We start from the raw sequence: 15,278 nt of genomic DNA, 5'->3' as shown, positions 1-15,278 counted from the left end.
GAAGAGAGCTATACATCCAAAGCGGATTTCCTTGCGATGGATGAGATCCCTGTGTATAAAAAGGGCAGAAAGTCTGACTATGTTTTTTCGGGAAAAAGGATAAAGCGTGGACTCTACAGGCACTACGATGGGACAATAACAAATGCAGATATAAATGGAGCTGCAAATATCTTAAGAAAAGTATTCCCAAAGGTAACCCAATGGGATAGAGGCATAGTGGACATGCCCTGTTCTTTGGGATGCACTAAGCATCCCAAAGGTTCATGCCGCTTTGCGGCATAACAGAAACCTCTTCCGACGCAGAGTCGGTGGTGGTAGTTCATTGCATCTATCCATGCACTTAATGAGCGAAGCTTTGGGATTTCCGGAAATTGCTTCATAGTAGCTGCTTATGATCTCTGCCCGGTTCTGATCATTTGTCTTTTCACATGACAACAGGCTTACCAGTCCTTTTATCTCATCGTCAACAGGAAGGTCATCCAGTTTTACAGAACAGTCTTCAATTACATCATGCAGAAGGCAGGCTGCTATTACAGCATCATCCATTATTCCCATGGATAATGCATGACAGGCCAGATTCAGCGGGTGATAGATATACGGAATCGAAGAATGCTTTCTGCTTTGTCCTTCATGGGCCTTTATCGCATAATCAACAGCTTTTAACGTATTGGGAAGCTTGAAATACCTGGCGGTTGTCTTTACATAAGTCTTCATGTGCTCCCAGTCGTAGATGGCTTCTTTCGTCTTAAATGTATTGTTCTTCTCTTCTGCAATTGCAGAGACTGATACATCAAAAAACTCCGCCAGCTTGATCAGTTTTTCAGTATCCGGTTTATATTCGTCTCTTTCCCAGGACGATACGGCTTGAAAAGTAACTCCAAGCGCATCTGCAACCTGCTCCTGAGTATATTTCCTGTCTTCTCTTAAGCCCTTTATATTACTACCTATGCTCATCTTTACCCTCCCTGCTATTTATGAGAGTTCTCTGCCTTACAGTTTAATGATACTTCTATATTCACTATTATTTTAGCGAGAGCAGCTTTATGTTTCAATTAATTATTCAAGCTGTACTTGAGTAAAAGATCGGGATGTAAATAATGTTTCATATGATAATCATTCCTGGCAAAGGGTCTGGCAGGCATAAAAAACGGGCTCTATTCATGCTAAACACGAATAGAACCCACTATAGCATTTGATCGAAGCTGATCATTGCCTTTGCAGCACATCCACAAGGGCTTTCATGTAGTCCGGGATATCCGGTGGTCTCCTTGCTGATACAATATTCCCGTCAACAACGCATGGCTCGTCGAGCCAAATCGCGCCTGCATTTAAAAGATCGTCCCTTATGCCAGGCGTACTTGTGACCTTTCGTCCTGCTAAGATGCCGGCAGAAGCAAGTACCCATCCTGCATGACATATCTGCCCGATGAGCTTGCTGTCATCATTCATCTCCCTTATTATCTGGAGTACATCCGGGAAACGCCTTAGTTTATCAGGCGCCCAGCCCCCAGGGACGAGGATACCATCATAATCCTTTGAGTCAACATCATGAAATGACAGGGATACTTCACACGGGACTCCATACTTTCCATGATAAAGTCCCGGTTTTTCCGCTACCAAGTCAACCCTGCATCCCGCTTCCCTAAGGCGCATGACGGGACACCACAGTTCAAGATCCTCAAAATCATCGCTGACAAGCTGAAGTATCTTCTTCATAGGCTTCCTCCTTTTTTGTACCAATTCGTACATGTTACATTGTTGACCAGTGCTTTATTGTGGTAACAGTTGTCACTACCGCAAGGACGACGATTTAATGTTCTCATCTCTCATTTTCTTCTTAAAACCATTATACATTTTCTTTCAGCTTTTTTTATAAATGTTTTATTCCCTTATCGCACAATGGTCACATTTAGAAGCTAATATTTTCAAAACAAGAAGTCTATTGTCAGCTCAAGAGGGAACAGTTATGGCAAAGATTATTCCATTCAATAAAAACAATCCAAAAATAATAGATGCAATCGAATTCAATGGGAAATATACAGATACTGCTGCGCTTAGACAAAAGCTTTTAATTGCAGGCGTTCTTTTCATAGCTACTGCGGTATTTGCCTGTGTACAGTTTTTCCTGTTCTGACAGGAAGTGATTTTTCATGAATTAAAAATTGGCAGCTATATGAAAAGGAGATCGCCTATGAGTGATGAATTCAGAGAAAAAGCTATTGGAGTCATAGTAGAATTTGGTCACGGAAATGCCGATGAACTAAAGGCTCTTTCAGACAGTGACCTTCTGAAGAAGTACTGTGAAGTGACCGGAGAATCAGCCGATGATTACAAGGATGCTTAAAACCAGCCTGGGTTGCCACAGAAAATAGCGATTCAAGGTGATTAATTGGCGAGACCAGACAACAGCAAGCCATGCCAACGCTCGTCATCATCTGGTCTCTGTGTTTTCCTATGTGGAGGCTGTTATTCGCTCCTTGTTATATTAATTCTATCTTGCTGTAACCGGATTTCCTAGTACCAAAGTTAAGAAAAACAGCTGGTTTTGAAAGTAATATCCAATTGCACTTTCAAATTTACAGTCTGTTATCGCAATACCGTGCGATATGCTAAAAAGCAATTGTTTACAAAGATATTCTCCTAAGAATAAAATAAATGATAGTATCTCTAGTTTATGGATATAGCTCCGGTAATACTGCATATCTCCCATGGAATGGGTTGGATGACCAGTGCGGCTCCCGGAGCTTTCCCTTTTGCTTAGTCTATTATTTTTCCCTCCCAAAAAACTGATTTCATACGACTTCTTTAGTATACTCACCCTGATATCCCATAAAAATACCTTCTGTTGCGATATCATCAGATATATATTTCTAACCCGGCGATTTACAGAGATGTCTCGCAGGAGGATTTCACACATTTTACACAGATCGGTCACTTTCTCTTACGATTTTATCTGTATCATATAATCATAAAGAGAACAAAAACATCTCTTAACCCCCTCATAAGAACACAAACTTTTCTTCATTAAAACCAGGCTGGAGCTTACGTGACAAAGCTCCAGCCTTCCTCATTAATCTGATAATACCCTGTAATGGATTATTGTTGCCGCAAGGAAAAAAATTGATCCGGTTTATAAAACGAGCCCCTCAATATGAGGAGCTCATGCTTTTACTTTATGTGAATATCAGATGAAAGTTATTTGACCTTAACACTCTTTGGAGTACTCCAATTGGAATATACCTTTTTATTCAAAGTAGTAACTGGCAACAGTTTTCATGCTGTCGGAAGAGCATTTCCGAATTCGTCGTTAAGGGTCTTTGCAAGTTCCTGGCAAGCAACTGCATCAAGTCCCGCCTTTGCCAGTTCCATTCTTGTGTTCATCTCGAATGTGATCTGGTTGGAATTCTTGCACGCTTCAAGTACGGCCTTGGCATAGCTGCTGTTTGCTGCACCCAGTACCTTTTTTATCTGGGCAAGCGTAGGGATTTTTACAGCTGATTTCTTTGGAGCAGCAGCCTTAGGTGCTTTTTTCTCTTTCTTTTCAGGCGCGTTTTCCTTTTTTGCCGTATAGTCTGCCAGCTTATTTGTGATCATGGGCCTTCTCTTTCGAGGCTCTGATTCCTTCTTCATCTCTCCTGCTTCAGACTTTGCTACATTTTCTGATGTTTTTGCAGTCTGCTTCTTAGAAGGCTCTTTCTGTTTCTTTGCTGCCTTCTCCTTGGTTACTGCAGTCTTCTTTTCTTTCGTCTCAACTTCTATGTTTACCTTTTTGCGGGGCTGCCTTTTTGCAGAAGTTTTGATCCCTGTAAAAGGAGAAAGTCCTTTTATAAGAACAGCATCATCTGTATAGATTTCATATTCCTTTTCGGTTGCCGTGAGCTGACCTATGAGCATCGCCTGGGCAATGCGAAGCATGGTTTTTCCTTCTGCAGAACTATCCTTAATATCAGGAAGGAGTTTTACCTCCATATTCCTTAACATCTCATTCTGATAAGCAGACACCGGTATCGAATCGTTTGCTGATGCTATGACAATAACCCTGTCCTTAGCAGTATCCTTACTATTTAACTTATCCGGGAAATAACCCTTGCTGAGAATTATGATATGTAACATGTATGCCTCCTGATAATCTGTGCTATGCTCAATAGAACAGAATTTAAATATATAATTTCTAAAGAATATCTATAAAATACAATAGCATAAATTTGCACCAAGCCAAAGAATAACGTTCGATATTTATAAACTATTCTAGTTTATAAATCACAGCCAAAACTATCATACAAAATGATTAGTAGCTCTTTTTTAAACTTTTCTTAAGAAACAAAAATACTATTGAAAGCAACTTTCCGTTATTGTAAGATACTCTCCTGCACATTTTTGAGAAAAGGAAGTAATAACGATATGGAAAACCAATTGTACTCTTACGAAGAAGCATGTGAACTGATTCAGGAGAAAGGGCTTAAGATGACCACTGACCGCTATGCAGACATTGATAAAGTCTGCAAATTTGGTGACCATGGTTCAATCCTGAATGTAAACACACTGTTATATAGCAGGTATCAGTTACATGCTACAGAAAAGGATTATAACTATATAAAAAGGATGGCTGAAGCTGACAATCTTGCAATTGTTCTTAGAGAAACAGACGTGAATGAAATTGAGGAAATAATCTCCGGTTATGAAGAAGTCGGAAGTAAAGCTATTCTGTTCATCAAAAACGCTAACCGAGTTCTGCAGATGAATGATACCCCTAAAAATCTGCCTCATGAGATCATCTTTTTTACAAATGAGAATCTGAGCTTTGTTCTTGACTGCCTCTGTGAGAACGCTGTATCCAAGACTAAACCCAAGCCAGTTGCTCCGATAATCAAGGCGACAAAAATAGTCGAGCCTGAGCTTACAGATGATGAGATAAAGAATATCTACCCCGAAGGTTGCACAGTTACTCATACCAAGTATGGCCAGGGTATCGTAAAATCTGTTTCCACAGGCAGGATCACAGTTGAATTTGCTGACTCTGTTGAAAAGATCCTTGGTGCAAAAATCTGCATAAAAAATAAGCTCCTGACAGTCGCCTGACAATGTGAACCCCTCCGACTCTAGAAGTAGGCGGGGTTCATAAATATATTAATCCAGGTCTATCCTGTTTTTATATATAGAGATCTTCCAATGTCAGCAGCTTAACTTTACCCTTATCCGCATTTTCTTCAACCCATTTTGAATATCCTGACAAGGAAAAGAACAAAAACTGCACTTCCTCATATTTTCTGTCTATAAGCCCCTTTCTGTCCATCAGGGCTTCGTAAATGCCTTTATCGATCTGCTCATTCTTAAACTTGCATTCCCCGATAAGTGCTTTATTACTGGTATTATCTATTCCAACGACATCGATATCCGTGGGCTTTCTGTCATGACCATTCCCCCACCATTTACCGGCATTTGTCACGAAGCAGCCAAGCTCTCCATCCATTCCCTTTAACAGGACATAATATCTGCACATGTACTCAAATATTTCACCCATAAACTCGTGCAGCTTGTCTTTGACATATTTTTGGTAGTAAACATCCCCCCTGCCCATCTCTATTGCAGTCCTTGCCATGGGCACAAACCTGTACCAGAAACGGTACATTCCATCTGTTATTTCATAGCTTACTTTCTTCTTGTTCTTTTCATCTGTTATTGCAAAAACCTTGGATATTACGCCCACTGTCATAAGATTCTTTAGGACATAGGATAACGTAGCCGTGGATTCATGAGTTCTGTCAGAAATCTCATTAACCTTATTTGCCCCGTTGGAACAGGCTTCTATGACCGAATTATATGTGTTGATTGTCCTGAATTCCTGAGTCAGAAGGTTATGAGGCTCCTCAAATAAATATCCGGAGGAAGTAAAATAATTGTTGATGATATTCTGATCCAGAGAAAGCCTGTCATCAAATAATGAGAGATATTTGGCGACTCCGCCGGTAACACCATACACAATAGCCTTTTCCTCTGCGGAATACTTCGGCACAAATTTGGCCGAATCCAGATAGTCGAAGGGCTTTAAGAAAATTTGGTTAGTCCTTCTTCCAAAAACAGGGCTCTTTTCACTAAGGATTTCCTTTTCCATGAAGCTGATTGCAGATCCGCAGATTATCAGATAAATGTTCTTTTTTGCAAGAATGGTATCTATCGCAATCTGAAACCTGGATAAAAAGGACTCATCTGCCTCGGCAACATAAGGAATCTCATCAAGGGCAATGATTACCCTTTCATCCTTACATGTATTCCCCACAAATTTGAAAAAATTCTCAAGGTCGCTAAATTCTGCGCCTTCAAGTTCTGGCGCTATATCATCAATGAACTGCCCACCCCACTTTCTGACATTGTCCTCCAGGCTTGTCTGCGATGCCACATAGTATGAAGCTTTTTTATCCTTTATAAATTCAGTGATAAGCCTGGATTTGCCGATCCTTCTTCGCCCGTATATTACTGTCATCTGAAAGCCGGGCTTGTCATATGTTTCATTAAGTATCTTCAGTTCCTGCTCTCTGCCAATAAACATAATACGCTCCAAAAAACATCAAATATGTTTTAGTTAATTATCTTTTACTAAAATATATTTTAGTATAATGCCCACATAAAGTCAATTTTAGGGCATCTTCTCAAGAAAAGTCATACCTTTTTATCTCACAGTTTTTTACGCCAAATGACGAGAACTCCTCGTTATCCATTTCCCTGAAATATGACTCCACGATTCTTGCAATACCATTATGCGCAACCAGGATATATGTCTTGTCGGATGCTTTGATGTCGTCCAGAAGGTTGTAAATCCTCTGAGCAAGCTGCAGCATGGATTCTCCCGAGCCAAACCTGCTTGCCATATCCTTTTTTGCTTCATGGAATTCTTTGCCATCCCTTGCCGTGGATTCATATTTTCCAAAATTCTGCTCGATGAGCCTTTCTTCAATTCTCATTGGAATTCCCGTGATCTCAGAGATGTGCCTTGCTGTTTCAGAAGCCCTTACCAGTGGAGATGTCAGTATCTCATCTGCCTTTATCCCCTGTTCAAGAATTTTTTCTGCTGTTTCCACCGCCTGCCGGTGTCCAAGATCTGTCAGCTCTATATCGGTAGCCCCGCATATCTTATTCTCTACATTCCAGATCGTCTGTCCATGTCTAATAAAGTAAAAATGTCCCATATATCACTCCATGATGTATTTCTTCATATTTTCAAAAACAATCTCATATGCATCCGGCCACATATGTATCCCATCTACTGAAAATTCTTCCCTGGTCTGACCGGTTTCATCTGTCAGGCCTTTGTTAACGTCTATGTATTCATATCCAAACTCTTCAGCAAGTTCTTTTACCGCTGAATTTGCCTTTTCAAGCCTTTCGAATCGAAGCCTCGCTGCCTTATCAGCATCAGGCCACGGCTGCTTTGAAGCAACAGATATGTTAACAGGATAGTATGCCATAAGATATACCTTTGTTTCTGGCAGCCTTTTTCTGATCCCACTAAGGACAGAACGGTAGTCTGCTATCAGCATTTCCAAAGTTTCATCCTCACGGCTAATGTCATTTGTCCCAATGTTGATAAATATCTTTCCAGGCTCAAGGTCGAATATCTGCTCATCCATGGCATCAAGCATCTCCGGTATCGTATATCCGCCAATTCCTCGATTGTATATTATTTTGTCAATGCCGTGTGTCATTGCGATCTCATTGACCGGGAACTGTTCCATCAGGGATGAACCGGTAAACAGTATCTGCCCCTTCACCACATTCCTGTTAAGGCGCCTGTATCTTTCGAGCTTCTCGTCTTTCTGTCTCTGGAACATGTTTTTCACGAATTCTTCCATTTTTTATCAGTTCTCCTAACCTACCAGCCGTTTTACTGTTTCCTTAGCTTCATCGCTAAAGTCTTTCATACCATATTCTCCGTATTCGCACCCAACATGGGTAGCTTCTATCTCATCTACGAGGATCATTTTGCCGCCTTTTTTGTCATACATTTTTACAGTTCCATAGCCGGTTCCACCATTCCAAAGCCTGTTATGGAGCTTTTGTCCGTCAGGAGCTTCATAGTTTATTAGCAGCATGTCCTTTTTCAAACAGTGTATTTCTGTCTCCATTGCAGCCACTATATTCTCCTGCCTTACATGCCATATGACTTCGTCTTCTTTTTCCTCAAAGCTGAACTGTGTCTGCACATGAAGATGTAGCTTTGAAAAGTTGAAATCGTATTCCTTTCCTTCGTAGTAGAATACCCCAAGAAGTCTTCTGTCCAGCGGGACGAAGTAAATTTTAGGTCTTCCTCCTCCGATATCAAATACGCTGTTATGAAGCATCCTTCCGGTCTTTTTACTTTTAAGACAGTTGGAGGACAGCCACACCCAGGGGCTTGTAAAATCCCTTCCCCAGTTCTTATCTGCATAGCCGTAGCTCTTTCCCGGCGCAACAATATATTTTCTTCCATTAAAGGTAATTATGCCTCCATAGGCACTCTTCATCCCTTCTGCATGCCAGTACATAGCAAAGGCTTCAACATCCCTAAGAGGCTTACTTGCTCCATACCCCACATTAAAGGCTATCTGCTTATCAATTATAAGATCGAAAGATATCTCTCCATGATCGCACATCCACTCAGGATGTGACTCTGCTTCCTCCTTCGATATGGAGATGCTTCCTTTAAGGGCCGTTTCAGAAGCAAAGCAGTCCCCTGCCTTTATCTTATACGGTGCTTTTCCGTGTATCTTTACATCCTTAAGTGAAAAGAATCTATGAAGCTGGCAGGCATCCTCTCCCCAGGTTCCGGCTTTGACCATTAGATATGATGGTTTCTTCCCCTTATTTTTGTTTTCGGAAAGCTGCCCAAACACTGGATCCTTCTCAGCAAGCGCCGGATTACAAATGAAAAATTCAATAAAAAATGGTTTGTCCTCCCCAGTCTCTGCATCCTGAGCAGTGAAGGAATGCCACCACCAGTCATATCCCAAATGAGCAAGAGGCCCGCGAAGCATGAATTGATCACGCCATTTGCTATGTCTGTTAAAATTATCAATTTTCATCTACTATGTCTCCCAAATATTTCTCTTACTTAATCAGACTAAATCTTAGATTCATAAACCGCATAAGTAGCGCAAACAAAAATGTTGCCAAACACAAACTTGCAAATATCACTATTCCTATTGGACGTCCCCAGTTCAAAAAGCCGTACCAGCAAGCGGGACAATAAGATGAAACCAGAAGTTCGCTCCTTGATACATGGAAAAAAGCCCATAGATCGGTCCAAGAAAAAATGCTATTGTCATGAATGTAAGCCCGAGACATACACAAGCCATGAACTTTATCTTTTCTGTTTTTCATAAGCAGTCAGAGCCAAAACAACATCACACAAATTTAGTCTATAGTCTCATCATACAACTCAAGTTCTTCATCTTCTTCATGCTTTGGCACAGCGTGACTTCTAATGGTCTCCCTGAACCTGCTTTTTACGCGCTTTTTTGCCTTTTTCTTTATGATATGGATAAGGATGCCAATAACGACAGGAACAAGAACTATAGCTCCTACCTTTATTCCAAGCTTTATCTTAAGCCACATGAGCTCTTTCTTTTTCTTTTCGATGGCTTTGCTGATTCTTCCCATAAACACCTCCATCTGCATAATCTGCATATTTAACCTTAACATATTTGATCTAATGCAAAGGTTTTGGAAATATTAAATTTCTATAAATACTCATATTTGCAAAGTAATGGATTTTCAGATTCACACAAGAAATATATGCTTCTGTCTTCATACGCATAAAATCCGGATTCTAAGAGACAAGAATCCAGATTTCCTCATTATTCCATGTTTACTATATTTGTAATGTCCTTGATTATATGCAGGATCTCATTTGATATTTCAAAGGAAGCCCCTTCTGCCATGGTAACAAAATGGCGTTCATGCAAAGTAAAAAACTTCCTTTCTATGTGGGCTACTCTGTTCCCTGATGCATCATAAATATCTGTCTTATCATGGATTGAAGGGAACTGTGTCTCAGCCTGATATACCACATTCTCAGAAGAATCTGTTCATATCTATCTTGTGATGAAGTGTAAATACCTTTGATGTTGTAAAAAGAGATTTTGCCGGTTCTCCAAAGCGTTCAACATTGTTGACATTTGCAGCCTCGCCGGCTTCTTTATATCTGTGTACCTTTGAAAATACTCCCATACTTTTTTCATCCTTTCATTTATACCGTTATCATGTGAGGCATCACTTATCATCTGCTCATCTGATGTTTACAGTATATGCGAATTCCTACACGAAATATATATCAACAACGAAGAAACTGTTGCTGTTATTTTGCCAATAACGGGAACATTGTTACATTGTAGATGACATAGTAATATTCAGCTGTAATATAGTCACAATATTGCTATGTAAACCGGAGGTGTTTAAATGCAGACACTAATAAGACCTTCTGCAAAAATAAGGCAGAATTATAATGAGATATCTGCTCTGTGTAAAGAAACAAAATCCCCAGTTTTTCTGACAAAAAATGGCGAAGGAGATCTCGTTGTAATGGATATTGAAGCCTATAATGAAAGGGAACGTACCCTTGCACTCAGGGAAAAACTTGTTGAAATAGAAGAAAAAAGACTTGCCGGAAGGCCAGACTTTAATCTGTTGATATCTCGCTCGCTAAGAATGAATAATGAACCTGTATTGAGTCTTCAGGGTTACAAACGAGGAATACCGTGTTTGTAACCCTGTTTTTTGACGCTTTTCTTCACACAGAATCATTCATCCTTTACCATATCCATCAACTTATCTACTTCCTCGTGTTCCTCTGACTTCTGTTTTGCTGCCTGAGCCATCTTATCCTTCATGACAGCCTGCATGATAAGCCCCTGATCCTTGGCAGAAAACATGCCTATGCTCATGAGAAGATCATCAATGTTATCTCTGTTCACAAGCAAACTCCCGCCTTTTGACAACTTTACCCTGATGCAGTTGCGTTCATCAGAGCAGTTTCCCAGCTCAAGAGTATTATTTTTATGGTTACAGACAAAAACAGCACTCTTGTATGATATGAATCCATTTTGGTCTGCCAGATCAAAATATTCACATGGTCGCTTATCCTGAACATAGTCTTGCGCTCTGCTATTAAAAATTTCCAAAAATGTTGATCTGGAAGCCTTATTGTCTTCCGGTTTTAAACTGTGAGTATAAATATGCCGCTGAGTATCTGTATCCTTAATCCCTTCTATATTCATCCGCTTACCTCCAATACACAAAATGGTAATAAAAAGCCAGACCCTGGTGGATCCGGTCCATCACCACCAATGTCTGGCAATCCCTTGCTATTTTGTTTATCGGATATATTTTCATAATAGTTTACAGCATTCTGCTTGGCATTTTTGCCATATAGCCTAATGGTAATGGATATGTATAGCCCCTGCCACACATATACTAATCATCTTCTGTTATATGAGAGGGGTAAATATGGATAAAAAAGAATAATCCTATTCAACATTATTGCAGTGATTGCCTTTGCTCTTTGTCATGGCTCTTTCCCCGCAAATTAGAAAAAAACGCCTTCTCAAAGTCAAAAAAGATCAGGTATCTTGGCATAACCGGCTCTTGTATCAAATCAATTGATAAGAATGCATTTAAGAAAGGAACCAAGACCATTCTTAACATACGCTCAACCAATGATATGAAATATGGAAAAAAGCATCCAACGCCCCGCAATCCAGATTATTACTGAGGTTGCGGGGCATTATTGTTTTCTATTTTTGTGATAAAAATCCAATTCTACCGGTTATCAATGCTTCTATCAGCAGTATTGTTCCCACAGAGACACTGGCAGTAGAAAAATCATCTCTGATGTTAAGAAAGACGGCTATAACAACAAGAAAAATCGTGATGATCGCACATGCTATTTTTATCTTTTTCTGATGTCTCTCATCTTCAAAATCAACAGCATATATGACAAGTCCAAGGCTGATGCATAAAGCAAGCGTGCCGATGGCTGCTCCTTTTCCTGTTCCGCCGCTCTTATATAGATACAAAAGTCCGATGAACTGTATGAAAACTGAAGCAAAGAGCGATGCCACTGTTGCTATTTTGCTTCCCAGATCACTTTTTACCTCCGGTACCATTGCAGCAAGTCTGAAAATTCCCACAACATTCAGGAAAGTACCTACTACAAACAATATCCAGCCTAAAATACCCATATCATCTGGCATGGCGAAAAACAATGCGCATCCGATTATGATTAAGGAGATGCATAGCATTAACTCTGATAACGAAAAAGTGGGTTTATTCTTTGAATACTTTTCTTTAAGTTTTTCTAAATCGATTCCCATATACCGTAAGTCCATTCTCATTCTATTTTTGCGAAATCCGCCAACATATAAGATTTCCCCATCAGTATACTTCTCCCTCATCCCCCTGTATAACAGCATGTAGGGCATCGGCCAGTGGACGTACCGTCTCTATTACATCATCAATTCCAAGAAGTTCTTCCGCTAGGCCTTCAGATTGCGAACCTGACGCTCTCCCAGCTGAGCTAATGCCCCTTGAAGTCATTATATCAAAAGAAAATGTACTTGTATCAGAAATCCATAAAGCTGCTGATACACTACTGTTTTAATAGCAAAAAATAGAACCCTCCAAGTAAGGAGAGTTCCTAATATTAATACTTATAAACTTCTATCAGCTTACACTCTGGCATTGCGCCAAGTGAGATCGTCATTGCCTCATCACCGTTGAGGATACGACCGCACTTCCATTCTCCGTTATCAAAACGGCCTTCTTCATATCTGAGTATTCCAACTGTGCAATTTTCGCCGGGAAGTGGATGGAATCTAAAACTACAATTTGTACCGGCCAACAGGAATTTATCATGTTCAATTTCGAATATCATACCGCCACCTACAGGCTTTAATCTCTCCCTATGGGCATAGGAAACGTGTATATTATACTCTTTAAACGCAAGATAACTCCCGAAATCAGTATCCCTATGCTGGACAAAGCTTTGAAGCTTATCGCTTCCACGGTATTTTATAATAAGAGGTTTTAGTTCCTCAATCAGCTTATAGGTCCTTGCCAGATAATTCTTGCTCCCTGCAATATCAAACGCGGTAGGGTCAATATTCAGAGCAATCATAACCTCCATCGGCGGACTATTGATCAGCTCTGGATCCATGGCTAATTCTTCAATCCCAAACGGTGAATAGCAAATTGCATTGTGCTTTCCAAAAGCATAAAGGCAATAAGAAGCTGTTACAGCATCTTTGCGTACCTCAGGAATAAACAATGGATTCCCTTCATAATGATATTCATCCATCACATCAGGAACATAGGAAACATATATATCCGGTGCAAGTGCAAACAGCGACGGGGCTGCTGCTTTCCAGATTTTATGCATCTGTGTAACAGGTCCTCCGCTTGGATATGATCCTGCATACCAGGGATACTGTTTAAGCCAGGCATTAGCATAGCACGGCAGAGGATACTCTTCTCTGCCCGAAGCAGTTATCACTTCCACTGCTTTAGCAAAGTGATACGCCATGAATGCCTCCTCTGCATCTCTTTTGAACACATCTCTCCAGGTTCTTTTTTCTGATGTATCATCCTCACTCAGTTTTTCAAATAACGCATCAGGAATGCTTTTTTCAAAAGCAGCCTTAGCTGCATCTGAGTAGTCACAGGCTGTACCTAATAAGCCAATTTCATTTTCGACTTGCATCGTTATGACCGTGCTCTCTTCTTCGTCATAGTTCCTGAGAAATTTCATCAATTCCTTAAAGGCCCTGGCATCCTTCTGCACAGCTTCATCACAAAATGGTGAAATAGTATTTACCAGCTCTCCGTTCACCTTTTTAACGCGGAAATATTTCTCTGTGTCTTTTTTCATCCATCCGGGAACGTACATTGACTCTGCATTTTTCCATAGCCCAAACCACAGAAGTATCAGTTTCATTCCATTATCCCTGGCCTGATCAATAATTCCCCGAACCAGGCTAAAGTCAAATTTTCCTTCCTGTTCCTCGACTTTTTCCCAATATACAGGTACAATGACCGAATTCATATTCAGGTCTTTCAGATATGGCAAAACCTGCTTCTCCATATACTCAAGATCACTGGCACTGGAATTATGAATCTCACCGGCCAGTGCAAAAAAAGGCTGTCCATGAACATAGAGTGTATCAATACCATTATCTTTTCTTATTTCAGGGATCATTTTTCTTCTCCTTCATCTGTTTTGAATGTATGTATTTACAAGGTAATTATATTATTTTGGGTTGACCGGTTCATCAGATTATTATTATATTTATATAAGAATAGTCCGATATTTAAAGGAGTTTTTTATGCTTTATTCATATCCATCACATGTATCACAAAACAATCATCCACTTTCCATAAATCTTTTAGGAATGATGCATAATCAGGAACCGATAAATCGTCCAAACGGGCTTCCATTCTTCCAATGGTTCTATTGTGAATCCGGACGTGGAAATGTAATAATCGAAAACAGAAAATCCATTCTGAATCCCGGGGAGGGTATTCTTATATACCCCGGGATCAATCATTCTTATAATGCAGTCGATGATTCGTGGATCGTAAGTTTTATTGGGTTTTCAGGAGCAAATTGTCTGGAGATATTAAGATCTTTACGCATGCAGGAATCAGGCGTTTATCATTTTAATCATGAAAATCCATTTTTACGTTATGAAAAACAAATTTTGGAGATAACGCATTTGCCAAAATCCGATCAAAGACATCGACTATCTGTTATCTGCTATGATTTCCTCCTGACGCTTTCGGAAAACATAAGATTCATCAGCACATCGGAAGAAGTTGCTGATTCTGGGACTGTACGCAAAATACTAGAATTTCTGGAAGATCATTACTCTCAGACAATAACCATAGATGACTTGGCAAGAACAGTTCATCTGTCCAGGGCTTATACCCAAAGTCTGTTTAAAGCCGAAACGAAAACTACAATAATGCAGCATCTGACTTCAATACGCATTAATCATGCCAGAAATCTACTGATACGATATCCTGAACGTCCCGTCTATACTATTGCTTCAGAATGCGGTTTTAAGGATGCCAGCTATTTTGGGTATATATTTAAAAAACAGACAGGCATTACGCCTGCACAATTTAGAAAATAGAAAAGGAAATACTACTGCATAGACAATAATCTCCAGCGGAGCGTTTCGCGGGATTGAACCCGTGGCCTCCGCGACTTAGTTCACTCAGATGAAAATCGGTCTGAAGCCCAAACAAAA

Annotated in this window: 18 protein-coding genes, 1 tRNA gene and 1 pseudogene; 6 read left to right on the top strand and 14 right to left on the bottom strand. The window is 40.1% G+C overall.

Annotated features, from left to right (window positions below):
- A pseudogene (locus tag BMW61_RS16465) lies at positions 1 to 282 on the top strand (RNA-guided endonuclease InsQ/TnpB family protein); the annotation flags it as partial.
- Here the strand turns inward: BMW61_RS16465 and BMW61_RS16460 are convergent.
- Both BMW61_RS16460 and BMW61_RS16455 read right to left on the bottom strand, forming a co-directional pair.
- Complete coding sequence (locus BMW61_RS16460; RefSeq protein ID WP_091824092.1) at positions 262 to 954, bottom strand: helix-turn-helix domain-containing protein; 693 nt, start codon at positions 952 to 954, stop codon at positions 262 to 264. The pseudogene BMW61_RS16465 and the gene BMW61_RS16460 sit on opposite strands and share 21 nt — an antisense overlap.
- A 252-nt stretch (positions 955 to 1,206) precedes the next feature.
- Positions 1,207 to 1,716 carry a type 1 glutamine amidotransferase domain-containing protein gene (locus BMW61_RS16455; protein WP_022763553.1) on the bottom strand — a complete coding sequence of 170 codons (510 nt, stop codon included), beginning with the start codon at positions 1,714 to 1,716 and terminating at the stop codon, positions 1,207 to 1,209.
- A 250-nt stretch (positions 1,717 to 1,966) separates the two neighbouring features.
- Between BMW61_RS16455 and BMW61_RS22085 the strand changes: the two genes are divergently transcribed.
- Together BMW61_RS22085 and BMW61_RS22080 are read left to right on the top strand one after the other, a co-directional pair.
- Positions 1,967 to 2,134 carry a hypothetical protein gene (locus BMW61_RS22085; protein ID WP_175475260.1) on the top strand — a complete coding sequence of 56 codons (168 nt, stop codon included), beginning with the start codon at positions 1,967 to 1,969 and terminating at the stop codon, positions 2,132 to 2,134.
- A 57-nt stretch (positions 2,135 to 2,191) separates the two neighbouring features.
- Positions 2,192 to 2,344, top strand: a complete 153-nt coding sequence (locus BMW61_RS22080) for a hypothetical protein (protein WP_170832839.1) — start codon at positions 2,192 to 2,194, stop codon at positions 2,342 to 2,344.
- A 929-nt stretch (positions 2,345 to 3,273) separates the two neighbouring features.
- Here BMW61_RS22080 and BMW61_RS16445 read toward each other — a convergent pair.
- Positions 3,274 to 4,113, bottom strand: coding sequence for a hypothetical protein (locus BMW61_RS16445; RefSeq protein WP_091824086.1), 840 nt, complete (start codon positions 4,111 to 4,113; stop codon positions 3,274 to 3,276).
- 288 nt (positions 4,114 to 4,401) lie between these two features.
- Here BMW61_RS16445 and BMW61_RS16440 point away from each other — a divergent pair, with 288 nt between their 5' ends.
- Complete coding sequence (locus BMW61_RS16440) at positions 4,402 to 5,079, top strand: hypothetical protein (RefSeq protein ID WP_091824084.1); 678 nt, start codon at positions 4,402 to 4,404, stop codon at positions 5,077 to 5,079.
- A 70-nt stretch (positions 5,080 to 5,149) separates the two neighbouring features.
- On the opposite strand, the gene BMW61_RS16435 is transcribed toward BMW61_RS16440, so the two are convergent.
- The 7 genes from BMW61_RS16435 to BMW61_RS22075 form a co-directional block, all read right to left on the bottom strand.
- Positions 5,150 to 6,547 carry an ATP-binding protein gene (locus BMW61_RS16435; RefSeq protein WP_091824081.1) on the bottom strand — a complete coding sequence of 466 codons (1,398 nt, stop codon included), beginning with the start codon at positions 6,545 to 6,547 and terminating at the stop codon, positions 5,150 to 5,152.
- A gap of 100 nt (positions 6,548 to 6,647) precedes the next feature.
- A complete protein-coding gene (locus tag BMW61_RS16430) occupies positions 6,648 to 7,184 on the bottom strand; it encodes a histidine phosphatase family protein (RefSeq protein ID WP_026498800.1) in 537 nt (178 codons plus the stop codon).
- A 3-nt stretch (positions 7,185 to 7,187) separates the two neighbouring features.
- A complete protein-coding gene (locus BMW61_RS16425; RefSeq protein ID WP_091824079.1) occupies positions 7,188 to 7,847 on the bottom strand; it encodes a GDSL-type esterase/lipase family protein in 660 nt (219 codons plus the stop codon).
- Between the two features lie 15 nt (positions 7,848 to 7,862).
- On the bottom strand, positions 7,863 to 9,056 hold the full coding sequence (locus tag BMW61_RS16420) for a tocopherol cyclase family protein (protein WP_175475259.1): 1,194 nt from the start codon (positions 9,054 to 9,056) through the stop codon (positions 7,863 to 7,865).
- 331 nt (positions 9,057 to 9,387) lie between these two features.
- Positions 9,388 to 9,633 (bottom strand): hypothetical protein, encoded by a 246-nt coding sequence (locus BMW61_RS16415; protein ID WP_091824076.1) that lies wholly within the window; start codon positions 9,631 to 9,633, stop codon positions 9,388 to 9,390.
- A gap of 197 nt (positions 9,634 to 9,830) precedes the next feature.
- On the bottom strand, positions 9,831 to 10,043 hold the full coding sequence (locus BMW61_RS23100; protein WP_091824073.1) for an LURP-one-related/scramblase family protein: 213 nt from the start codon (positions 10,041 to 10,043) through the stop codon (positions 9,831 to 9,833).
- A gap of 4 nt (positions 10,044 to 10,047) precedes the next feature.
- The gene (locus tag BMW61_RS22075; protein ID WP_175475258.1) at positions 10,048 to 10,203 is read right to left on the bottom strand and encodes a hypothetical protein; all 156 of its coding nucleotides are present in this window, start codon (positions 10,201 to 10,203) and stop codon (positions 10,048 to 10,050) included.
- Between the two features lie 228 nt (positions 10,204 to 10,431).
- Here BMW61_RS22075 and BMW61_RS16405 point away from each other — a divergent pair, with 228 nt between their 5' ends.
- The gene (locus tag BMW61_RS16405) at positions 10,432 to 10,740 is read left to right on the top strand and encodes a type II toxin-antitoxin system Phd/YefM family antitoxin (RefSeq protein ID WP_091824070.1); all 309 of its coding nucleotides are present in this window, start codon (positions 10,432 to 10,434) and stop codon (positions 10,738 to 10,740) included.
- A gap of 32 nt (positions 10,741 to 10,772) precedes the next feature.
- Here the strand turns inward: BMW61_RS16405 and BMW61_RS16400 are convergent, their stop codons facing one another.
- From BMW61_RS16400 to BMW61_RS16390, 4 genes are all read right to left on the bottom strand, one after another.
- A complete protein-coding gene (locus BMW61_RS16400) occupies positions 10,773 to 11,249 on the bottom strand; it encodes a hypothetical protein (RefSeq protein ID WP_091824068.1) in 477 nt (158 codons plus the stop codon).
- A gap of 516 nt (positions 11,250 to 11,765) precedes the next feature.
- The gene (locus BMW61_RS16395) at positions 11,766 to 12,344 is read right to left on the bottom strand and encodes a hypothetical protein (protein WP_026498805.1); all 579 of its coding nucleotides are present in this window, start codon (positions 12,342 to 12,344) and stop codon (positions 11,766 to 11,768) included.
- 100 nt (positions 12,345 to 12,444) lie between these two features.
- Positions 12,445 to 12,557: transfer RNA gene (locus tag BMW61_RS22070), tRNA-Ala, on the bottom strand.
- Between the two features lie 116 nt (positions 12,558 to 12,673).
- Complete coding sequence (locus BMW61_RS16390) at positions 12,674 to 14,224, bottom strand: GH35 family beta-galactosidase (RefSeq protein ID WP_091824062.1); 1,551 nt, start codon at positions 14,222 to 14,224, stop codon at positions 12,674 to 12,676.
- A gap of 127 nt (positions 14,225 to 14,351) precedes the next feature.
- Here BMW61_RS16390 and BMW61_RS16385 point away from each other — a divergent pair, with 127 nt between their 5' ends.
- Positions 14,352 to 15,161: a helix-turn-helix transcriptional regulator gene (locus BMW61_RS16385; RefSeq protein WP_026498807.1), complete on the top strand. Its 810-nt coding sequence runs from the start codon at positions 14,352 to 14,354 to the stop codon at positions 15,159 to 15,161.
- Positions 15,162 to 15,278 lie beyond the last annotated feature (117 nt).

The sequence above is a fragment of the Butyrivibrio sp. ob235 genome, from assembly GCF_900109475.1.
In the GTDB taxonomy this organism is placed as follows: domain Bacteria; phylum Bacillota; class Clostridia; order Lachnospirales; family Lachnospiraceae; genus Butyrivibrio.
Note: the sequence above shows the minus strand (reverse complement) of the source record. Positions and strands in the feature narration are given on the sequence as shown.